The organism is Burkholderia sp. BCC1644, from assembly GCF_902833225.1.
Lineage (GTDB): Bacteria > Pseudomonadota > Gammaproteobacteria > Burkholderiales > Burkholderiaceae > Burkholderia.
The window spans coordinates 367,743-390,260 of the sequence record NZ_CADFEI010000008.1; the positions used below are offsets into that span (position 1 = coordinate 367,743).

General features: G+C 63.0%; 14 protein-coding genes and 1 pseudogene. 6 read left to right on the forward strand and 9 right to left on the reverse strand.

The features are described from left to right. Nucleotides 1-29: 29 nt before the first annotated feature. The 6 genes from HWX87_RS18825 to HWX87_RS18850 form a co-directional block, all read right to left on the reverse strand. Complete coding sequence (locus tag HWX87_RS18825; RefSeq protein ID WP_176048519.1) at nucleotides 30-1,487, reverse strand: TolC family protein; 1,458 nt, start codon at nucleotides 1,485-1,487, stop codon at nucleotides 30-32. Next, the gene (locus HWX87_RS18830; protein WP_176048520.1) at nucleotides 1,459-2,802 is read right to left on the reverse strand and encodes an HlyD family type I secretion periplasmic adaptor subunit; all 1,344 of its coding nucleotides are present in this window, start codon (nucleotides 2,800-2,802) and stop codon (nucleotides 1,459-1,461) included. Before HWX87_RS18830 ends, HWX87_RS18825 begins: the two co-directional genes overlap by 29 nt. Beyond that, nucleotides 2,799-4,985, reverse strand: a complete 2,187-nt coding sequence (locus HWX87_RS18835; RefSeq protein WP_176048521.1) for a type I secretion system permease/ATPase — start codon at nucleotides 4,983-4,985, stop codon at nucleotides 2,799-2,801. Before HWX87_RS18835 ends, HWX87_RS18830 begins: the two co-directional genes overlap by 4 nt. 102 nt (nucleotides 4,986-5,087) lie before the next feature. Further along, complete coding sequence (locus HWX87_RS18840; RefSeq protein WP_176048522.1) at nucleotides 5,088-9,689, reverse strand: calcium-binding protein; 4,602 nt, start codon at nucleotides 9,687-9,689, stop codon at nucleotides 5,088-5,090. Nucleotides 9,690-9,693: 4 nt separating this feature from the next. Further along, nucleotides 9,694-10,251 carry a hypothetical protein gene (locus HWX87_RS18845; RefSeq protein WP_176048523.1) on the reverse strand — a complete coding sequence of 186 codons (558 nt, stop codon included), beginning with the start codon at nucleotides 10,249-10,251 and terminating at the stop codon, nucleotides 9,694-9,696. Nucleotides 10,252-10,560: 309 nt separating this feature from the next. After that, complete coding sequence (locus tag HWX87_RS18850; protein ID WP_176048524.1) at nucleotides 10,561-11,016, reverse strand: hypothetical protein; 456 nt, start codon at nucleotides 11,014-11,016, stop codon at nucleotides 10,561-10,563. Nucleotides 11,017-11,572: 556 nt separating this feature from the next. Here HWX87_RS18850 and HWX87_RS18855 point away from each other — a divergent pair. Then, a pseudogene (locus HWX87_RS18855) lies at nucleotides 11,573-12,077 on the forward strand (transposase); the annotation flags it as partial. Nucleotides 12,078-12,225: 148 nt separating this feature from the next. On the opposite strand, the gene HWX87_RS18860 reads toward HWX87_RS18855, so the two are convergent. Continuing rightward, nucleotides 12,226-13,737: an aldehyde dehydrogenase family protein gene (locus HWX87_RS18860; protein WP_176048525.1), complete on the reverse strand. Its 1,512-nt coding sequence runs from the start codon at nucleotides 13,735-13,737 to the stop codon at nucleotides 12,226-12,228. A 729-nt stretch (nucleotides 13,738-14,466) separates the two neighbouring features. Between HWX87_RS18860 and HWX87_RS18865 the strand changes: the two genes are divergently transcribed. The 3 genes from HWX87_RS18865 to HWX87_RS18875 all read left to right on the forward strand — a co-directional run bounded on the left by HWX87_RS18865 (nucleotide 14,467) and on the right by HWX87_RS18875 (nucleotide 18,168). Next, nucleotides 14,467-15,951, forward strand: a complete 1,485-nt coding sequence (locus tag HWX87_RS18865) for an amino acid permease (protein ID WP_347880180.1) — start codon at nucleotides 14,467-14,469, stop codon at nucleotides 15,949-15,951. A gap of 145 nt (nucleotides 15,952-16,096) precedes the next feature. After that, nucleotides 16,097-17,365, forward strand: a complete 1,269-nt coding sequence (locus HWX87_RS18870) for an FAD-binding oxidoreductase (RefSeq protein WP_176048527.1) — start codon at nucleotides 16,097-16,099, stop codon at nucleotides 17,363-17,365. 128 nt (nucleotides 17,366-17,493) lie between these two features. Continuing rightward, nucleotides 17,494-18,168, forward strand: coding sequence for a TetR family transcriptional regulator (locus HWX87_RS18875; protein ID WP_176048528.1), 675 nt, complete (start codon nucleotides 17,494-17,496; stop codon nucleotides 18,166-18,168). A gap of 65 nt (nucleotides 18,169-18,233) precedes the next feature. Here the strand turns inward: HWX87_RS18875 and HWX87_RS18880 are convergent, their stop codons facing one another. Both HWX87_RS18880 and HWX87_RS18885 read right to left on the reverse strand, forming a co-directional pair. After that, nucleotides 18,234-20,027: a phospholipase D-like domain-containing protein gene (locus HWX87_RS18880; protein WP_176048529.1), complete on the reverse strand. Its 1,794-nt coding sequence runs from the start codon at nucleotides 20,025-20,027 to the stop codon at nucleotides 18,234-18,236. Nucleotides 20,028-20,132: 105 nt separating this feature from the next. Beyond that, nucleotides 20,133-20,891: a DeoR/GlpR family DNA-binding transcription regulator gene (locus tag HWX87_RS18885; RefSeq protein ID WP_059238924.1), complete on the reverse strand. Its 759-nt coding sequence runs from the start codon at nucleotides 20,889-20,891 to the stop codon at nucleotides 20,133-20,135. Between the two features lie 207 nt (nucleotides 20,892-21,098). Between HWX87_RS18885 and HWX87_RS18890 the strand changes: the two genes are divergently transcribed. Together HWX87_RS18890 and HWX87_RS18895 are read left to right on the forward strand one after the other, a co-directional pair. Beyond that, nucleotides 21,099-21,284 (forward strand): hypothetical protein, encoded by a 186-nt coding sequence (locus HWX87_RS18890; RefSeq protein ID WP_006480515.1) that lies wholly within the window; start codon nucleotides 21,099-21,101, stop codon nucleotides 21,282-21,284. Between the two features lie 212 nt (nucleotides 21,285-21,496). Then, entirely contained in the window at nucleotides 21,497-22,366 is an 870-nt protein-coding gene (locus HWX87_RS18895; RefSeq protein WP_176048530.1) for a DMT family transporter, read from the forward strand. Nucleotides 22,367-22,518: the final 152 nt, after the last annotated feature.

Below are 22,518 nucleotides of genomic sequence, written 5' to 3' on the forward strand. Positions count from 1 at the left end.
TGCTGCTCTCGCGCCGACCGTCTCCAGTACTACCGAAATGCCCATCGTCCGATGATGCCAGTGCTGGCAAACAGCCGCAGCCGTGCCGCCTCCCACTCGGCCAGCGTTCGCACCCGTTCCTGGCGGGCATCGGCAAGCGCCGCTTGTGCCGACAGCAGTTCCAGAATATCTCCTGCGCCGAACGCGTAACGATTGCGCGCCGATGTCAGCGCCACTTCCGCGGCAGCCAGCAAGCGTGCAGACGCATCCAGGTTGTCCGCTGTCGTCTCCGCGTCGGCATGGGCCTTGAGCACGTCACGCAGAATCTGCTGCTGCGTATCGAGAAACTGTGCCTGTGCCAGTTCGGCCTGAGCCTGCGCGCCGCGAATCCGATACGTGCGAGAAAAGCCGTCAAAGAACGGAATCGTCAAAGTCAGGCCGATGCTGGTTTGCGTCGCCCGCACTGACTGCAACCCCTGATTCGGATATCCGTTCCGCGACAGCGTGCCGCTTAGATCTACGGTCGGCATTCCGTCGGACCGCACGGCCGTGACCTTCGCTTGCGCAGCCTTCCATTTGGCCCGCGCCGCCCGGATCTCGGGGTGAGAACCTTCGGCCGCGCGAAGCCAGTCGCTTAGCTGGCGCTCCGCGTCCAGCGCAATCGGTACGACTGCCTCCTCGACCTCGACCCGTGTGCCGGCGGGCAGACCGGTCGCAAAGACCAGTTCGGCGCGGGCCCGAGCCACCTCCCCGCCGGCTCGTCGTGCAGCGAGCAATGCCTTGGCCAACGCTGTTTCCGCCTGCAATACGTCTGCTCGGGATGCAACACCCATGGCCAGCCGCTTGCGCGACGCACGCAGCGTCGATTCCGCCAAAGTCGCGGACTCGGTACGCGCTGCAAACGCCGCTTGAGCATTCTGAACGTCGAAATAGCTACCGATGACATCCACGACCGCCTTTTGCATCGCTGCGTCGTGGCCCGCCAGCGCCGCCGTCAGCAGTTGCTGTGCCACCGCGCGATTTGCAGCTCGCCCACCAAAGTCGAGTAGCCGCCAGTTCAGCGTCGCGTTCGACGTTCGACCGACGCCACGCGTATCCATCGATGGTGCATCGGAATACCGGTTATAAGTCGTCAATTGGCTGATCGACCCGTTGACGGTGGGGAGCCATGCCGATCTGGCTTCACCCACCGCAGCGGCCTGGATCTTGATCGATGCCCACGCCGCTCCAATACGGGGGTTGTGGCATAGCGCAAGATCAACCGCATCACCGAGCGTCAGCGGCTTCGCCGGGCCAGTCGTCGAAGCGCATACAACAGGCATGTCATCGCCCGGTAATCGCTGCCCCGCATCCAGCACCGGCGGACGGGTCAGCAACGGATCGGCCAGGCCATCCGGAATCCCGCGTGTTTCGGCATTGCATGCAATTGAAACCAACATCAGGCCGAAGATCCACGGACACACGCCATCTTTCAAGCTCCTAGCGCTCACGCAAACCTTCCCGCGCATGCTGCAGCAACGGCGACAGCACATACTCGATCACCCGCCGCGTACCGGTTCTGATCTCGGCACTACCCGACATACCTGGCGACAGTGCGATCTCGCGACCGTCTACCACCAGCGCCGAACGATCGAGCAGGATCCTGACCGAGTAGACGAGTCCCTTCTTGTCGTCGTCTATCGCATCGCGCGAGACATGACTCACTTTCGCCGACAACGTGCCGTATTTTGTGTACTCGAATGCGTCGATCTTCACGCTGGCGGCCTGCCCTTCCTCGACGAAGCCGATATCCCGGTTGTCGACGAATGCTTCCATTTCTACCGCCCCCTCTCGCGGCACGATCTGCATCAGCGGCTGTGCGGCCGGCACCGCTGTCCCAATGGTATGGATGGCAAGCTGCTGGACGGTTCCGTCGATCGGCGCGGTCAGGCGCAGCAGTTCCCCGTGTGCCTCCGCACGCCGCATGTCGCCCGACGACGCGTCCACGATACGCTGCGCATCGTTCAACGCATCCTGGGTATTCCTTCGCGTCTCTGCCACGAGAGCTGCGCGTTGGTGACGAGCATCCGCAAGCTGTCCCGCCGTATCGATGCGCTGCTGCTCGGCCTCGATCCACGCATGCTCCGCAACGTCACGGGTCTCCATCAACTTGGCGTAATCGTCCGCACGACGTGCCGCAAGCGGAGCGGCCTGACCGTACCTGTGTATTTCGCTGTCGAGACGGTCCCGTCGCGCGACGAAATCGCGCCATTGATCCAGCAAGTGCCGCTCGACCTCGCGCCGGCGCTCGGACGACACGCCCTCCACACCCGCCAGTCGAGGCTGTCGCCCCGTGTCGATTGCGTCGATCAACGCCCGCGCACGCTCGGCTTGCAGTACCGCATTCAGCCGGTCGCCGTCCGCCCGTTGACGTTCGGCGTCGATTACACGCGTATCGAGATCGATCAGTGCGTCGCCAGCCTTCACGACCTGTCCGTCGCGCACGTGCAGCGCTCGCACGCTAGCAACCTCGACCACCGCCAGCGTCTTGGTCCGGGAGGATGGAATGATCTTGCCGCCGCCGTCGACAACAATGTCGATTTTCCCGAAATACGACCAGACGATCGTCGTCATCACGAGCAGGATGAGAATGCGCGCGACCCACCGGCCTGCCGGCGAGACAGGTGCCGCCTGGACAGACAGCGCCGCCGGCAAAAATTCAGCCTCGTTCGCGTTGAATGCCGGCAGAGCCATCCGATGACGCCGCTTCCAGCAGTGACGCCAGACATCGCGGTAACGCCCGACCAGTTCGCGCCAGGCCTGTGCTTGCTGTCGCACGCTCATGCCCGATCCTCCGCTACGTCGCAACCACCCTGTTGCAGCGAATGCAGGTGCGCGTAGATGCCATCCTGTATGCGCAGCAGTGTGTCGTGCGTGCCGCTTTCCACGATCTGTCCGCGATCCATCACGAGAATCCGGTCGGCATCGCGCACCGCCGAGAGCCGATGCGCAATGATCAGCACCGTGCGCCGTGCGCAGATGTCCCGCATGTTGGCCTGTATGACGGCTTCGGATTCGTAGTCGAGCGCGCTGGTCGCCTCGTCGAAGATCAGGATGCGTGGATCGGTCATCAATGCTCGGGCAATGGCGATGCGCTGCCGCTGGCCGCCCGAGAGCCCGGTGCCATGCTCGCCGACGAGCGTGTCGTAACCCTCCGAAAGCTCGCAGATGAACTCGTGTGCGCCGGCCAGCTTCGCCGCCTCGATCACTGCGTCGATCGACGCAGTGGGTCGAGCCAGCGCGATGTTGTCCCGCACCGAACGATTGAACAGCATGTTTTCCTGCAGAACAACACCAATCTGCTGGCGCAGACTTGCCGTATCGATCACGGCGATATCGTGCCCGTCGACCAGCACACGCCCGCGATCCGGCACGTAGAGCCGCTGCGCGAGCTTGGTCAGCGTGCTTTTTCCCGACCCGGAGCGGCCCACGACTCCGATCACTTCGCCGGCCGTGATCCTGACGGAGATCTGCCGGATGACGTCGCTCGCATCCGGCCGGTAGCGAAACGATACCTGGTCGAATTCGATCGCACCGTCGAGACGAGGTACTCGCGTCTTTTTCGCTGCGGTCTCGGGCGCTGTGTTCAGGATATCTCCGAGACGCCCCATCGAAATCCCTACCTGTTGAAAGTCGTTCCACAGCTGCGCGAGACGCAGTATCGGACTGGATACCTGCCCGGCCAGCATGTTGAACGCGACGAGTTCGCCAACAGTCAACTTGCCGTCGATCACCAGTGTGGCGCCCAGCCACATGATCGCCGCGGTCACCAGCTTGCTGATCAACGTCACGCCACCGCTTGCAATCGTGGCAACGTTGGTCGCCGACAGGCCCGCACTCACATAAGCGGCCAGTTGACGGTCCCATCGGTCCGTCCAGCGCGGTTCGAGTGCCATCGCCTTGACCGTATCGATCCCGTTGATGGTTTCAACGAGGAACGACTGATTCTCGGCGCCCTTGTTGAATTTCTCGTTCAGACGCCGCCGAATGATCGGCGTAAACACGACCGACAACAGCACGTAGAGCGGAATCGAGACAACGACGATCAACGTAAGCCACGCGCTGTACCAGAGCATCACCCCGAGGAAAACGAACGAAAACGCGAGGTCCATCACCAATGTCACGGCGTTGCCGGTGAGGAACGCGCGAATGTTCTCCAGCTCGCGAATACGGGCGACGGAGTCGCCGACACGGCGCGCCTGAAACCATGCCAGCGGCAACGCCAAAAGATGACGAAAGAGCCGCGCGCCGAGCTCGACGTCAATCTTGCTGCTCGTATGCGCGAAGACCCACGTTCGTATCCCCGAAAGCGCCGCTTCGAACAGCGTCGCGCAAATCAACCCCACGGCGATCACGTTCAACGTCTTCATCGCGTGATTGACCAGCACCTTGTCCATCACCACCTGGAAGAAGAGCGGCGTGGCGAGCGCAATCAACTGCAACACCAGGGAGATCGCGAGGACTTCGCCCAGCAGCTTCCGGTACGTGACGATTGCCGGAATGAACCAGCTGAAATCGAAGCGCGCCAGGGTACCCGCAATGCTGCTCTTGCTCTTGAAATAGATGAGCTCACCCGTCCAGATTTCCAGAAGACGCTCGCGCGTCAGCACGGTAGGCGCCTCACCCGGAAACTGGACAAGCGTTCGAGGCGCGCGCGTTCCATCCCCGGCCTGATACTGCGCGACCACGAAATAGCCGCCTTCGCCCTTCATCCGTGCGACCGCGGGCAAAGGTGCCCGATCCAGTCGTTCGAGGTTCTGTTGAACGGCCCGGGCCGTCATGCCAAGTAAGCGCGCAGCTTGCAGGATTGTTTGAGTATCGAAGCGACCGAAGCCGAATTCATGTCGCAACGCGGCTTCGTCGGCTGCGATGCCGTGCAGGCTGGCCATCGTCAGAACGACGGCGAGACCGGAGTCGACATCCTGCGTCGGGGACGACGCTGGAGGCCGGAGAATGGAACTGTCCATGAAGGAAACACGAGACGAGGAAGGAAATGCGATACGGCCGGCAGCAGGCCGTCCGGTCGCACGTAGCGTGCAACCGGACGGATCGACCTTCGGGAACCAGAATTAACGCCAGTTCGTCGCCAGCGTCGGCGCAAGCGCGGCCTGACGCTCAGGGGACAGCGTGACCGCCCCCGCGGCCGGCGGCGACCATACCGCCATGGCTTGCACCAGTTTCTCGACATCGGCGTTGACGAGCGTCCGACCGTCGTCTACCCGGATCTGCTCGATCTGATACCGTGAACCCAGATACCAGTCCCGAACCGTCGCGGTATCGCTGGTGCCGAGGATACTGATCTCCAGATCGTTGCCGACCTGACGGAACCACAATTGATCCGCAGATACGCCTGCGCCGATGCTGATCGCATCGCTGTTGCCGAGCGTTTCATCATCGTCCCGGATCGTGTCGCGGCCGGACCCGCGACCGAATCGATAGGTATCGTTGCCCAGGCCGCCGATCAGGATGTCGTTGCCGGCACCGCCGTCCAGCACGTTGTTGCCCCGGTTGCCGATAATCGTATTGTCGAGTGCGTTACCCGTGCCGTTGATGTCTTCGTTCCACAGTTTCAGCGCCTCGGCCGTGTAGATCGCGTAGGCATTCGGTACGTTGGCGGCCGCCCGAAACTCCTGAAGGCTGATGTAGCGCGTCATGTCGCTGACGCGCTGGCGGCCCGAGTCGGCAATATAGAAGCCTTTGAGCGCACCGTCGGCGTCTCCATAAACTGCGCCCGTCACGGTTACGACGTGATTCACGCCGCCGCCATCGAGATAAGCGCTGTCTCCCCAAAGACGCCCGGAGTTCAGCGCCAGTATCACGCCACGGCCACTGCGGATGAGATTCGCGACCGCATGTTCGTCGTATCCGGCAAGCAGATTGTTTGCAATGCCGTAACTCTTGAGCAGTGCCCGTTGCTGAACGTAATTCGATCCGCCTCGCTGGTAGTCCGTTGCGGCAGGGCTGGTGACCGCCCATTGGTTGTCGATTGCGCGGCGGACGACGTCGCCCTCGGTCGTCGGCGTACCGGTCTGCGTCAGCAAATTCGCGATCGACGTCAGCGCACATGTTCCCTGGAACGTCGGAACCGCATCGCCTTGCATGTAATCCAGCTCGTTGGCTTTCGGGTACCCGTACACGTGAACGGCCACGCCATCGACGAGCCCTTTCTCCGGCTTGCCGAAATCCAGCAGGTTAAGGTTCTCGACGTGTTCGCCCAACGTATAGCTGATCTTGCTCTGCACCGTATCGATGCCTTCGCCAGCGAATTCGACGACGCGGTCGCCGACATTGTCGACGTAGTAGGTATCGTTGCCCTTTCCGCCGATCATCGTGTCGGCGCCGGTGACGCCATCGAGGATGTTGTCTGCGCTGTTGCCGACGATCCGGTTATCGAGCGCATTGCCCGTGCCGTTGATGTTGAAGCCCTCGACGAGTCGCAATTCTTCAATATTGGCGTTAAGAATGTAGTTTGCGCTGCTGATTACCGTGTCGTAACCCTCGTTCGCGTATTCGAGAATCACGTCGTTGACGCTGTTCACGATATAGGTGTCGTTACCCTGGCCACCTTCCATGTGATCCGCACCGGCACCGCCGTCGAGATAGTCGTCGCCCAGACCGCCGAGCAGCGTGTCATTGCCTTCTCCACCGTAGAGATAGTCATCGTCGGTCTCGCCGGGGGCCAGCGTCCTCTTCGCCTCGTTGTCACCGGTGAAGCCCACCAGCAAGTCGTCGCCTGCGCCGCCGTACAGGATGTCGTTCCCGACCTGACCGAACAGTCGGTCGTTGCCATCGCCGCCATAAAGCTTGTCGTGGCCGTCCCCGCCTTGAATTTCATCATTGCCAGCGTCGCCGTGGAGCTGATCATTGCCGAGACCGCCGAGGATCAGGTCGTTTCCGGCCCCGCCGTAGATCGTATCGTCATCGGTCTCCCACGCTGCCAGCGACTGCTTCGCGTCATTGCTGGCCGTAAAGCCGACAAGAATATCGTCGCCGTCGCCACCCCAGATCGTGTCGTTGCCCGCGCCGCCGAAAATCTTGTCGTTACCGGCTTCTCCGGAAAGCGCATCGTGACCGTTGCCGCCGTTCAGTTCGTCGTCGCCCGCGCCGCCAAAGAGCCGGTCGTCGCCATCGCCGCCGTCGAGGAAATCGTTGTCGTTGCCGCCATCGAGGTAGTCGTTGCCAAGACCTCCGTACAGCGCATCGTTACCGTTGCCGCCATACAGCGTATCGTTGTCGGATTCACCCCACGACAACGTTTGCTTGACATCGTTGCTGGCAGTGAAGCCGACCAGCACGTCATCGCCATCACCGCCCCAGAGCACATCGTCGCCGGCCTCGCCGAAGATGCGATCGTTACCGGCGTCGCCAACAAGCCGGTCGTTGCCTGCATCACCGTGCAGTTCGTCGTTCCCGGCGCCACCGAAGACCGTATCGTTGCCGTCCCCGCCACTCACGAAGTCCGCGCCGTCACCACCATCCATGTAGTCGTTGCCGACACCGCCCCACATCCGATCGTTGCCTGCGCCGCCGTACATGATGTCGTCATCCGTTTCGCCCCACGCCAGCATTTGCTTGCTGTCGTTCGATGCGGTAAAGCCCATCATGATGTCGTCGCCATCGCCACCGTTCATGATGTCGTTACCGACCTGGCCGAAGAGCTTGTCGTTGCCGATACCGCCGTCGAGCACGTCGTTGCCTGCGCCGCCATTGAGTTCGTCGTCGCCGTCCTCGCCGTACAGCCTGTCATCACCGTCATAGCCGAACAGCGTGTCGTTCCCGGTCCCGCCCCACAGATTGTCGTTGCGGCTGCTGCCGCCCATCATGTCGTTGCCGTCGCCCGCGAGGAAATTGACGAGCAGCTCGCTGTCGATCCAGTGGCCATACGCTGCGTAGTAATTCGCATCGAATACGTCGTCCCCGTCGGTACCGATGAGATAGCTCCGATTGGAAGGACAGACCTTGACCTGATTGGGGCCGAAAAAGATAAAGTCACTGCTATTGATCCAATAGAACTGCTCGTTGTCGCGCAGCCATCGATAGTTCGAGAGCGGAACGGCCGGGGCCAGATATATTCGACCGGGTTGCGATGCTTCCGAGGGTTTCCACGGCGCCCCGGCAGGTGCCGCTGCGTAGCGGTTGTTACCGCGTGTGATGACGTCATAGTCGACCGACCGAATCTCGGTGATCCCGGCTTGCGCCAGCGACCTGAATTCGCCGGCATCGCCGATACCGTCCTCGTTCGCGTCGATCCAGACTTGCAGCCCGTTCAGTTCCGCGCCGGACAATTTGCCGTCGCGGTTCGCGTCGCGCGACTGGAGCGCGCTGACGCTTACTCCCCACCGGTTCGCGTCGAGCAGGACCTGCGTCTTGTCGGCGATGGAAACGGCTTTGTCGAATGCAGCGCTTTTGGCTTCGTAGAATGCACCGATCGGGTTGTACCAGCCGGGCAGCATCGTAAAACCGTAATCGTTCCGGCCCCCGTAGGTAAGCGTTCGGGAAATGATCTGGCTAAGGTCGAGGAAACTCGTTCCGCTCAGCAGTCCTGTTGTGCGATATCGCGACAGCAGGCTGTCTGCAAAGGCGGCATCGCGGACGTTGGACAGGTCGTAGCGCTGGCCTCCGTTCACGACGAAATTGCGATCGGCAACGCCATCGCCGTTGGTGTCTTCGCGGATTACGCTGGCGCCTTCGCCGAGGCGGGTTTCTGTTTTGATGTTGTCGAAGACGCCGTCACCGTTGGTGTCGGTCCGCGTGGTGGCAATTCGGCCATCATCCGTATAGCGAGTTTCCTGAAGCTTGACGCCATTCGCTGCGTACCTCACATACTCCATCATCTGGCCGGTCGGGCCGTATAACGTTGCAGTACCCATTACCCCGCTGTTGTACTCGTTGACTTGCGTCGAGCCCGTAGAGAAAATCAGCTTCGTCGACTTGATAAAACCTGTCGCCATATCCAGCACATAACTCTCTCCGACAACCGGCGCTTGAGACAATCGCTTTTCCGACGCCCCGTAAGCTGATCCGCTTTGCTGATAGTATGTCGTATCCGGATTCGCCCCGGGATACGCCCGAGATAGGTAGTTTTCTGCCACCTCGAGCATGATCTTCTCCAGCACCTCGGAAGCTATTTTTCCAACATTGGCTTCGTAGACCCTGGTGAACGCATCCTTGATGTTAAACCCCGGGGCCGCAGCATCATCCTCACGATCTCCCAATACAGGAATCACTCTCTTATCTTTTTTCGAGATCTCTCGGGCCACCACCCAATTGTTATAGGCCGCCTCGGCCTCTCGTGTCACTCCAACCATTGCAGCCAAGTGACAGTCGTCCTTTTTTCCCGTCATGTACTCCTGTTCACGAGCCTGATCCCGACTGTGATTTATGTAATGGCCAATTTCATGACTGAGTACCCCAACAAACACTGCGGGATCGAGGTCTTTATAAGTTCCACCATTATATTTTGAAAAGACAATTCCGGAACCATCTAGTCTCCAGAATATGCCACGCCCCTCATCTGAGACGTCCATTTCCTCGACGACCCCACTAATTACATCAGCCTCATATGCAAGCAATTGCCGCACAAGAGTGTCACTTTTATTGATAAGATCGAGCACTTCAGCATTGAGGTGCAACTTGGCAAACATTTTTTCACGACCAGATATCATGACCATAGCACTATCTCCCAATTAATCCCTGACTCAACCCCACCTCAATGAGGCACCCATCGCTGCCAAATCTAAAATAAGCCTGAACGATCGCCGCCGAATCACCTCTATATACATACTCCCCGTCGAAATCGACCAAATACCTATCCTTGCCATTAAAAACATCCAGTAGATCGACATTCGTCACGCACATCACATCAGGATTCAATTTGAATCGAATTTGAATCCTCACCGGCCCACCGGCACCCCCAAAAAACATTCCGTAATAAACCGCCGAATTTTTTTCGAATTCTCTCGCCTGACGTTCGGCTCGCCGAAGCAGCCGGCGCCCGGAAACCGTTGATGCTCCAGACGCCATATAATTAGCATCCTCCGTCACTGAAAAATCGACACGCAGGCTCCTGCCGGCCGCATCAACGTCGGCCAGATTATTTGAATCAACGATATTTTTTACATCTTGAAGAAACTTCCGCGGCTCACGAATAGCCGTCTCATTCACGGGAAGGGGGGCACATGCCGATATCGCAAACGCGACCAATACTTCAAATAAAATTATAAATTTGCTCATTAAAGCCCCTCAACACCGCCCACCAACAACAAAAGCAAACCCTTCCGCCGCCTTGCTAAAAAGTTGAAATATGCGCCAACACATGACACAAAATGTTCAATAGCGCGATATTCCATCAGAATATCAGCAGGAGTAAACTATGCGATCAGCACACTGAGAATGTGTAAAGTGAAAATTTCATGACAGCAACAACAATACTTCAACAGCACTTCAAAAACTTATTTCTTGATGACGCCATCGACAGCACTTCCGCAATCAACCAGATGCGTATTCACAAACACTTGCGCGTCGCCCACCATCGCTCACACATCATGCATTCTTTCGATTTTTGTAAATACCAACTCGGGAGACACACCCTTTACTTGAAATATGAAAAGTGATCCTCGTTTTTGCACCGCCATTGTCACGCACGTACATCAACGTATTTACATCAAAAATCGGATACCCCCCAACATCATCAAATACATCAATAAAATCGTATGGCGCAATACAGATCACCTCAAAATCCACCGGAAACGATATCGAAACCCCGAAAAAATCCCCTCCTTTAGGCTGGAATATGTCATATGTAAATTCCCGGCCTCGATAATATTCTTTAGAGAATGCGTAGCGTGTCACATTGACAGAATATCCCTTGACAGAACGCCCATCCTCTCCGATGACGGAAACCTTTGAATTTCGCTGATAGTCAACCCTCATCAACTTAGAAACAAACCCTACGTCCTCCAGATCACCCGAATCTGCAACAGCTTTGACATCACTCAAGAACTGGTACGGCGAACGAATTGGCAGTTCACTTGTCGGCTTAATCGCGCACGCCGAGGTAATCCAAACAATTAAAATTAGGAACCCTATGTTTTTCGTACTAATCTCATCTCTACTCACATCACCTCACTGTTCATATCAGTTCTCTGCCCACCTTCCCAATCTCACTGCCCAACCTCTATCGGCCCCTCAAAAGATATAGAAAGAATTGAAAGAAAACAAGGAAAGTTATTATTTTCATACACATACTAAAAACGAAAATAATTTCGTAAATATCCGATTACTCACTGCCCCAACCTCATCAGCAAATCGACACGTTGAAAGCACCACCAAGCCAGTTCGCAGCCCCTATAAGCCATCGGCTTATACACAATGCTGCCCGTCGCTAAAGCGTTCGGAGTGAGTCGTTTGAGGTCAATGCGATAGGCACCGGCTTGTAAACTTTCGGCGCGTCGCGTTTACTTTCACTTTTTGCGTGAACGCCTTGGCCCTGGAAGCACCGTGCTGGACGGAAACTGAATTTGTCGACCTTGACCTTGGCGACGCGCGCTTGAACAACGAATACGTGTGTCCGCAGGGCCTGGCATTGCCTTACAGCACGACCAATCGGGTCGGCTACCGGGAATACAAATCCAACGCGCAGATCTGCCGACGCTGCCCGGTACGGGCGCAGTGCACGAACAGTGCGAACGCGGTGAAGGTGGTGACACGCCATGTCTGGGAGCGCGCCAAGGAGCGGGGGGCGCCAGGCAGCTAACCGAGTGGCGTCAACGCATTTACGCGCGGCGCGATGAGACGGTGGAGCGCAGCTTCGCCGATGCCAAGCAACTGCATGGGCACCCTTATGCCCGCATGCTGGGCTCCGCAAGGTGGCCGGGCAGTGCTTGTTGGCCACGGCGGCACCGAACATCAAGAAGATTGCGATGCAGCTGGCACGGCAGCGGAAAAAGGGGCCAGCGGGTCCCGATTGGCCATTCGTACACGGCCTGCTGCGCCTGGTAAGCCGTTTGTACAGCCGATCGGCCTACTCGCTTCCCGCATTCCTCCAAGCCGGCTCCTAGAAAAACAAAACCCCACGCTTCAAAAAACGTGGGGTTCGTCAGAAGTCTGAGCCGGCCCATGGCCGGCTTTCCCGCTGGAAAGGATTACGACGCTATATCAGTCGCCCGATGAAATCAGCGCCAACAACACGCCAATCCCACCTCCGCCTCACACATCAAACTTCACCCCCTGCGCCAGCGGCAGCTGCCGGCTGTAGTTGATCGTATTCGTCGCGCGGCGCATATACGCCTTCCACGCATCCGAACCCGACTCGCGGCCGCCGCCCGTTTCCTTCTCGCCGCCGAACGCGCCGCCGATTTCCGCGCCGCTCGTGCCGATGTTCACGTTGACGATCCCGCAGTCGCTGCCCGCTGCCGACATGAACTGCTCGGCCTCGCGCATGTCGTTCGTGAAGATCGCCGACGACAGGCCTTGCGGCACCGCGTTGTGCAGTTCGATCGCGTCGTCGAAGTTGTCGTAGACCATCACGTACAAGATCGGAGCGAACGTCTCGCGCTCGACCACGGCCGATTGCTTCGGCATCCGCACAATGGCCGGACGGACGTAGTATGCATCCGCGTGACCGATGTCGACGCGCTCGCCGCCCTTCACCTCGCCGCCCTGCTCGCGTGCATCGCCCAGCGCCTTCTGCATCGCATCGAACGACGCGCGATCGACCAGCGGGCCGACCAGCGTGCCTTCTTCAAGCGGGTTGCCGACCTTCACCGACACGTAGGCCTTCTCGATGCGCGGCAGCAGTTGTTCGACCAGGCTGCGATGCACGATCAGGCGGCGCAGCGTCGTGCAGCGCTGGCCGGCCGTGCCGACCGCCGCGAACGTGACCGCGCGCACGACGAGGTCGAGATCCGCGCTCGGCGCGACGATCATCCCGTTGTTGCCGCCGAGTTCGAGGATGCCGCGCGCGAGACGCTGGCTCAGCACCTTCGCGACTTCCTGGCCCATCCGCACGCTGCCCGTCGCGCTGACGACCGGCACCTTCTTCGACGCCGTCAGCACCTCGCCGACATCGCGCATGCCGAGCACCAGCTGGCTCAGCTCCGCCGGCGCGACGCCCGGATGCGTCTTGTCGAACTCGCGGATCGCCTTCTGGAGCAGCACGTGACACGCGATCGCCGTGAGCGGCGTCTTCTCGGACGGCTTCCACACGACCGAATCGCCGCACACGAACGCCAGCGCCGCGTTCCACGCCCACACCGCGACCGGGAAGTTGAACGCCGAAATCACGCCGCACACGCCGATCGGGTGCCACGTTTCCATCATCCGGTGGCCCGGGCGCTCGGACGCGATCGTCAGGCCGTAAAGCTGGCGCGACAGACCGACCGCGAAATCGCAGATGTCGATCATTTCCTGCACTTCGCCGAGGCCTTCCGACGTGATCTTGCCGGCCTCGAGCGTGACGAGGCGGCCAAGCTCGGCCTTGTGCTCGCGCAGGACGTTGCCGAACACGCGCACGAGTTCGCCGCGCACCGGCGCCGGCACCGTGCGCCACTTGAGGAATGCGTCGTGCGCAGCGTCGATCTTGCGTTCCGCGTCGGCCGGCGTGTCGACAGCCAGCGTCGCGAGCGTCGCGCCGTCGAGCGGCGAACGCGCGGTCAGCGCATTGCCTTTCCACTGGGCGAGATCGATATCGAGCGCGGCAAGAATGTCGTTGAATTGCATCACTTCCTCTTCAGGGACAGATTGATCGGTGCGGCGGCAGCGCCGCCCGCGTGATTCGATTGGAGCGCGTTCGCGCGCCCTGTGCAAGCGGATGCGCCGCGCGGCAGGCCCGGTGCGCCGTATGGCGCATCGCGCTGCGCCAAGGCCGGAAGCCCGGCCGGACGGCGCACACCCGCCTCGCAAGGCACGATCCATGAAACACATTGTCGGTGGCCACAAGTCGGGCCGCTATTGATATTAACTCACGACTTCATTCTCAAAACGCAACAACTCGGCAGACCAGCCCGCATGATCCCGTCCCGATATGGGACGTATCCAAAGCCCGTAGCCATGCTGTCAGACACATCGTGGCGCGACTCAAGTTGATGACAAACCTGCATCACCCTGTTCGAAAATGTCGTTTGCCGGCCGTGCATCTGGCACACACAATCGGGGCGACGTCGAGGTGCAGCGCACCCGGCGCGCCGCCGGCCGCCACTACGGCAGCCGACGCCAGACGAACGCGACACGCCTCGCGGCCCGGCTCGTCGAGCCCGCTTGCGCACCGCATCACCGCTGCCCGGCCCGCGGCCGGCAACGCGTCGCGCTTCGTCGCCGAAAAAACAATCCCGGAGACAGCGCCCAGCGCCCGCCATGCATTCAGATGCCCGCCCCGATTCGCCCCGTCCGTCCGGCTCGCCGCCCGCGAAGCCGACCCTCCACCGTGCGCTGCAGGCCCGCCATCTGCGGATGATCGCGATCGGCGGCTCGATCGGCACGGGCCTGTTCGTCGCGTCCGGCGCGTCGATCTCGCAGGCCGGCCCCGGCGGCGCGATGCTCGCGTACATGGTGATCGGCCTGATGGTGTACTTCCTGATGACGAGCCTCGGCGAGATGGCCGCGTTCATGCCCGTGTCGGGTTCGTTCGCGACCTACGGCGCGAAGTTCGTCGACGAAGGCTTCGGTTTCGCGCTCGGCTGGAACTACTGGTACAGCTGGGCCGTGACGCTGGCGGTGGAGCTCGTCGCCGGGCAGCTCGTGATGAATTACTGGTTCCCGCATGTGCCGGGCGTCTGGTGGAGCGCGCTGTTCCTCACGTTGATCTTCGCGCTCAACGCGCTGTCGGTGCGCGGCTTCGGTGAAGCCGAATACTGGTTCGCGCTGATCAAGGTGCTGACGGTGCTCGCGTTCGTCGGCGTCGGCCTGCTGATGATCTTCGGCATCATGCGGGGCGGCCCGAGCGCCGGCTGGAGCAACTTCACGATCGGCGATGCGCCGTTCGCGGGCGGCTGGGCGACGATGCTCGGCGTCGCGATGATCGCCGGCTTCTCGTTCCAGGGTACCGAAATGATCGGCGTCGCGGCCGGCGAATCGGAAAATCCGCGCACGACGATCCCGCGCGCCGTGAGCCAGATCTTCTGGCGGATCCTGCTGTTCTACGTGCTCGCGATCTTCGTGATCGGCGTGCTGATTCCCTACACCGACCCGAGCCTGCTGAAGAGCGACGTGACCGACATCGGCGTGAGCCCGTTCACGCTCGTATTCCGCCACGCGGGCCTCGCGTTCGCGGCCGGCGTGATGAACGCCGTGATCCTGACGGCCGTGCTGTCGGCCGGCAACTCGGGCATGTACGCGTCGACGCGGATGCTCTACAACCTCGCGGTCGAAGGCCGGGCGCCGAAGATCTTCGCGAAGCTGTCGCGGGGCGGCGTGCCGCGCAACGCGCTGTATGCGACGACGGCTGTCGGCGCACTGTGTTTCCTCACGTCGCTGTACGGCAACAAGACCGTGTACCTGTGGCTGCTGAACACGTCGGGCATGGCCGGCTTCATCACGTGGCTCGGCATCGCGGTGAGCCACTACCGCTTCCGCAAGGGTTTCCTGAAGCAGGGCTACCGGCTCGACCAGCTGCCGTACCGGGCGAAGTGGTTCCCGTTCGGCCCGCTGTTCGCGTTCGCGCTGTGCGCGGTCGTCGCGCTCGGCCAGGATTACCAGGCGTTCCTCTCCGACAGGATCGACTGGGTCGGCGTCGCCGCGACCTACATCGGCCTGCCGTTCTTCCTCGCGATCTGGCTCGGCTACGCGCTGGTGCGCAAGTGCCGCCTCGTGCGCTACGAGGACATGGAGATCGCGCCGTGGATCGAACGCAATACGACGCCCGAAGCCGCGCCGCAGGCCGACACCGGCTACGCTGGCTACGTCGCGCGTCCGGCCAACCCGACGCCGGGCGCCTGACCGCCCGGATCGACCCGCATCGCACCGGCCGCCGCCCTCGCACGGCAGCCGGCGCCCGGACAACCCCATTCGACGCGGCGCGCGCGTTCAGGCAAGATCGACGCGCGCCGTCCGTTTTTCCGCCGTTACGAATCATCGAAATCGCATGCAGAACTTCTACGAAGCCACCGTTACCCGCCAGCCCTACCCGCAACTGACCGGCACGATCGACACGCAGGTCTGCATCGTCGGCGGCGGCCTCGCCGGCCTGTGCACGGCGCTCGGCCTCGTCGAGCGCGGCGTGCACGATGTCGTCGTGCTCGACAGCGAACGGGTCGGATTCGGCGCGTCGGGCCGCAACGGCGGGTTCGTGTTCGGCGGCTACAGCCTCGACAATGCCGACCTGCTGCGCACGCTCGGCCGCGAAGAAGGGCGCCGGCTGTACCGGCTCACCGTCGATGCGGTCGACCTGATCCGCGCGCGCATTGCCCGCTACGGGATCGACTGCGACATCGTCGACCAGGGCGTGATGCTCGCGAACTGGTTCGACGATCCGTCGCGGCTCGACAGCGTGCGCACGCTGATGAAGAACGAACTCGGCGTCGACTGGGAACCCGTCCCGACCGGCGCGCTGCGCGAGCGGCTGAAGACGCAGCGCTATTACGGCGGCCTGTTCGAGCCGAACGCGTTCCACTTTCATCCGCTCAAGTACGTGCTCGGCGTCGCGGCGGCCGCATCGCGCGGCGGCGCACGCGTGTATGAACGCTCGGCGGCACTCGGCATCGCGCGCGAAGGCGCCGGGTACGTCGTGCGCACGGCGCAGGGCGCGGTGCGCGCAAAGGACGTCGTGTTCGCCGGCGGCGGTTACGCACGCGGCGTGTCGCCGCGCATCGAGCGCGCAGTGCTGCCGATCGCGACCTACGTGATCGCGACCGAACCGCTCGGCGCACGCCTGCCGGACGCGATCGACGCACCGTACGCGATCTACGACACACGTTTCGCGTTCGACTACTACCGCCCGCTGAAGGACACGCGCATCCTGTGGGGCGGCCGGATCTCGGTGCTCGACCGCGGCCCCGACGCGATCGCGCGCCTGCTGCGGCGCGACCTGCTGCGCGTGTATCCGCAACTGGAAGGCGTGAAGGTCGACTACGCGTGGGGCGGGCTGATGAGCTACGCGCGGCACAAGATGCCGCAGATCGGCCGCGACGCGGACGGCGTGTGGCACGCGATCGCGTTCGGCGGCCACGGGATGGCGCCGACCACGGTGGCCGGCGAAGCGCTCGCCGCCGCGCTGGCCGAAGGCCGGCCGGTGCCGGAAGGCTTCAACGCGTTCGGGGTCACACGCACGTTCGGGCTGGCCGGCCTCGCCGCCGCGCAGCTCACGTACACCGCGTACCAGGCCCGCGACGCGATCGCATCCTGCCGCCGCTGAGCGGCCGCGGGGGCTGAAACGGCCGGGCCGGACGGCCTGGCCGATTAGAGCGGAAGGTCGGCCGGGCGGGGGTTTCCAGCATGCTAGAATGCCTTTTCCAAGCCGCCGCGAACCCACAATAAAGTCACATGAAAGCAGGAAGCAAGGCCGCCACGTCCGACACCCGCGCGCTTGCGTCCGAAGCGCGGCGTAAATACGATCCCGAGCAAACCAAACGCAACATCCTCGATGTCGCCACGCAGGAATTCTCTGCGATGGGCCTCGCCGGTGCGCGCGTCGACGCGATCGCCGAGCGCACGAACACGACGAAGCGCATGCTCTACTACTACTTCGAAAGCAAGGAAGGCCTGTACGAGGCCGTGCTGGAGAAGGTGTACGGCGACATCCGCGCGCTCGAGCAGGAACTGCACGTCGGCGACATGGAGCCGCGCGAAGGCATGCGCCGCCTCGTCGAATTCACGTTCGACTATCACGACAAGCATCGCGATTTCGTCCGCCTCGTGTCGATCGAGAACATCCACGGCGCAAAGTATCTCGAACAGCTGAAGTCGTTCAAGAACCGCAACGTCAGCATCATCAAGACGCTCGAGGAACTGGTCGAGCGCGGCGCGGCCAGCGGCGCATTCCGCCAGGACATCGACGCATTCGACCTCCACCTGCTGATCAGCTCGTTCTGCTTCCACCGCGTGTCGAACCGCTACACGTTCGGCGCCGCGTTCGGCCGCGACCCGTCGGCGCCGCGCCTGCGCGCACGGCATCGCGACACGATCGCCGACGCCGTGCTGCGCTACGTCGCCGCGTAAGCGGCGGCAGCCGCCGGCCGGGGCGCGCATCCTCCGCGCCCTTCACACTTCAGCACTTCCGCGCGTCAGTCCGTCGGCGCGGTCGACGCCAGCGCGATCCGCGCCTTCTCTTCGGGGCTTCCCGCCACGTAATACTTCTTCGCCCAGCTCGAATCGGGTGCGAGCGCGAGCCGCGCATGCGCGCCCGTCCCCGCGTCCGTGCCGTGCTGCTTCGCATTGATCGCCAAAGCCCGTGCGCGATAGTGCTCGTAGAGCCGCAGGAATTCCGCGAGATAGATCGCCGCGATCCGCTTGTCGCGGATCTCGAGCAGGTTCTCGTCGTTGTATTGCTCGGAGTTGCGGCTCATGTTCGCCGAGCCCGTATAGACGACCGGATTCGCGCCTTCCGCATCGATCACGATGAACTTGTGATGGATCACGACGGGTGGAAAGGCCGGCGCCGGCTCGCCGGGAAAGAGCCGCAGTTCCGGCGTGAAGCCCTGCGGCACGGTGGCCGGCGAGAAATACGCGGCATCGATCACGTCGTGGTTGTCGCGGCTGCGGTGGTACAGCTCGAGGTTCGCGAGCGTCGCCGCATCGAGCGTCTGGCCGGCCTGCTGCGCGGTATCGGCCTTCGTCGCACTGCCGACGTTGATCTTGTTCACCAGCCCGAACATCATCAGCCCGCGATCGCCGGCCGCGAAACAGGCGTCGCGCAGCGCCGCGTCGGTCGGCATGAACAGGCAGAACGACACCGAATGCTTCGCGGCCGCGATCGCAGCGACGATCGTGTCGATCTCGGTGCGCTGCCCCGCCGGCTCCGGGGAAAACGCGACGCGCACCTGCGCGCTGCCGATCGTCATCGGCGCCGACCAGCCCGACGTCAGCTTCGCCGTCTCCGCGATCGACGGATTCCCGGCCAGCGCATGGGCGCGCTCGTTGTACAGCGCGGCCAGCACGGTCGAGTCGAACGCGTGCAGCACGTTGGCCTGCTCGGTCAGCCCCTCGGTCGTGAAGTTCGCGGAACCGGTCAGCACGCGCGCGGGCGCCGGGTTCGACGGCGCATCGGTCACGACGAACTTGTCGTGCATGATGTGCGTCTTGTCGCGCGGCGCGAGCGTCGCGAGACCCTGCAGCGCGTCGACGGCCGGCTGGTTCGGCGACGGCAGCGGCGGCTTGCCCTTGCGCGCCGTCGTGTGCGCATCGTAGACGATCGCGAGCGACGCTTCGCCGTGCTTGCGCCCGAATGCTTCGAATGCGGGCAACGCCCACAGCGTATCGGTCAGGTGATAGACGGCCGACGCCGCGCGCGACGCCGGGTCGAGCATCTCCGCGAACACCTGCTCCATGTCGTTCGCGAGCCACGTGCGCAGCTTCAGCGCCTGCACGTCGCTCGGCGCCTCGTTCGGCGCGAGGCCCAGCGCCGCGACCTGCTTCGCGAACGCCTGCGAGCTGACCACCGCGCGGTTGAACCACGTACCGATGCCGTCCTCGATGTGCGCGGGCAGCACGACGTCGCACACACCGGCTTGCGCGTCGAGCACCTGCAGGTTCGCCGGCGTGCCGACGACCGGATAGACGTCATAGCGGAACGATGCATCGCGGTCCTGAGGATCGATGCGTGCATCCCACCACATGAATTTCTGGATCGGCGCCTGGTCGGTCGGTGCGTCGCCCTGCGTGTCGGCGGCCGGACCGTCGAACGTCAGGCGGTTCGGCAACCAGCTGTCCGGCGCACGCGTCTTGCCGTCGGCCGACCAGAAGCCCGGCGTGCGCCGGATCGCGAAGCCGAGGAAGTCGGACCGCGACGCCGCATCGGGCCAGTCGAAGGCCAGCAGGACCAAGGTGGGGGAAAGATAGCTGCGCACGCTGACGGTCATTCGTTGCTCCCTGGCCTGGCGGCCGGTCGAGGTGAATGGGTCAGTGTTGACGGCGGTTCTTCCCGCGGGATGACGGTTCGGTGAACCTTGTATGTCGGACGCGCGTCAGTCGCACACGAGCAGTTCGATCCCGCGCGCGGTCAGCGCACGGCGCACGGCCTTGTCGGGTGCGCGCTCGGTCACGAGATAGCGGGCGGCGGCCGTGCCGTTGATCCGCACCGGCGTCACGCGGCCGAATTTCGAATGGTCGGCGACGATGATCGCCGTGCCGGCCGCCGCGATCATCCGGCTGCGCACTTCGGCCGCGAGCCGCGAGTAGTCGGTGCATTCGCCGTCGGGCGTGATGCCGCCGGCGCCGACGAACGCGAAATCGACGTGGTATTGCGCAAGCTGGTGGATCGTGTCGAGCCCGAAGGTTGCGTCCTCGTCGTCGGACAGCTCGCCGCCGAGCAACGTCACGCGGTTGCCGTTGCGCCGTGCGAGCACGAACGCGGTACGCCAGTCGTTCGTGTAGATCGACAGCCGGTGCCGGTCGGCGAGCGCCAGCGCAACCGCATGCGGCGTGCTGCCCGAATCGATCAGCACCGATGCATCGTCGGGAACGAATTCGGCCGCGCGCCGCCCGATTGTGCGCTTCGCTTCGGCGTTCGCGGCTTCGCGCTCGGACAGGCTCGGCTCGCGGCGATCCGCGGCCAGCGCACCGCCGTGCGTCATCACGAGCAGGCCGCGCGCAGCCAGCGCGTTCAGGTCGCGCCTGACCGTTTCGCGCGACACGTCGAGCGAACGGACGAGTTCCGCGACCGACAGCGCGCCCGACCGACCGAGCTCCGACAGGATGTATTGATGACGTTGTTCCGCCAGCATCGCGTGTGCGCCCGAGGCGACTGTAATGGGTAAGCCGGCCATTGTATTACGGCCGTTTGACCGGCATTTGACGGCGGCGCGAAACGGGGCCGGCCGCGTTTCCCGAAAGCGAAATTCTGTATTGCCTCACGCGCGCGAATCGGCGCGATGCCGGTTGCTACACTTTGCGTTTCGCCGAACGACAGATCAAGCAAAGGGGCTCGCGCCATGTATCGCAAAGGCAGTGTGATCGAAATCCAGTTTCCGCCCGAACGCCTCAACGACGCGGCCGGTGATCCGTACTGGATCGACCTGACGCTCGACGAGGCGCGCCGGCTCTACGAACAGCTCGCCGCGCGTTTCGCGACCGACGCGCGCGCAAACCAGCCGCTCGACACGTTCTCGATCGACTGATCCGGCCGACCGCCGCGGCTTCGCACCCGCCCGCGCCGCATCGTGCGGCGCGGCACCCCACCCTTGCGCGTTGCAAACCCCACGCACCATGACGACCGGCACGGCCACGCATCGTCCGGCATGAGTGCAGGATTCGACAAGACGCCGGCGCCGCTTCCCCCGATACTGGCCGGCTTTCCGGTTCCGTCCAGCCGCCTCGCGGCCCGTCACGCATGCTTACCTCGATCGTCGCCGCCGCGTTCGTCGCGCTGTGGTCCACCGGCTTCATCGTTGCGCGGGCAATCAAGCCCTACGCCGATCCCAACCTGTTCCTGCTCGCGCGTTTCGCGGGCACGGCCGCGCTGTTCGGCGTGGTCGCGCTCGTCGCGCGCGCACCGTGGCCGGCCCGCCGCGAATGGCCGCGCCACCTGATCGCGGGCGCACTGCTGCAAGGCGTCTATCTCGGCGCGAGCTACTGGGCCGTCGCTCAAGGGCTGAACGCGGGCGTCATGGCGCTGCTCGGCGCGCTGCAGCCGCTCGCCACCGCCGTGCTTGCCGTCCCGCTGTTCGACGAGCGCCTGCCCAGGCGCGGCTGGTTCGGGATGGCGCTCGGGCTCGCCGGCGTCGCGCTCGTGCTCGCGCCGAAAGTCACGGGCGGCGTCGCGCCGCCGCCGGGCGCGGCGCCCGCCTGGCTCGTCGTCGCCGTGTCGGTGCTGGCGGTCGGATCGATCACGGCCGGCTCGCTGTACCAGAAAGGCAAGCTCGCGCAGAGCGACCTGCGCACGGCGGTTGCCGTTCAGAACTTCGGCGCGGCGATCGTCGCGGCCGTCTTCGTCGCGCTGCTTCATGAAACGCGCTGGATCGGCGCGCCGGCGCTGTGGGTGTCGCTCGTGTGGGGCGTCGTGTTCCTGTCCGGCGGCGCGGTCACGATGCTGATGTGGATGCTGCGCCGCGGCAATGCAGCGCGCGCGACGTCGCTGCTGTTCCTCGCGCCGCCGCTGGCCGCGTTGCAGGGCTACTGGCTGTTCGGCGAAACGCTCGCGGCGATCCAGCTCGCCGGCTTCGCGCTCGCGCTGGTGGGCGTCGTGCTCGCGCGGCGCTGACGCCGGCCATCGGGCCCTCGCTCGCATCGCCCCGTTACTATCTTCACGCCCCGATAATCGGGGCTATGGCCAGCCAGGCCCGGCATGATTCCCGCCCCCAGTCGCAGTCATGATCCGGGGGGTGTTGTCACCGGGCCTGGTGGGTGGCTGGT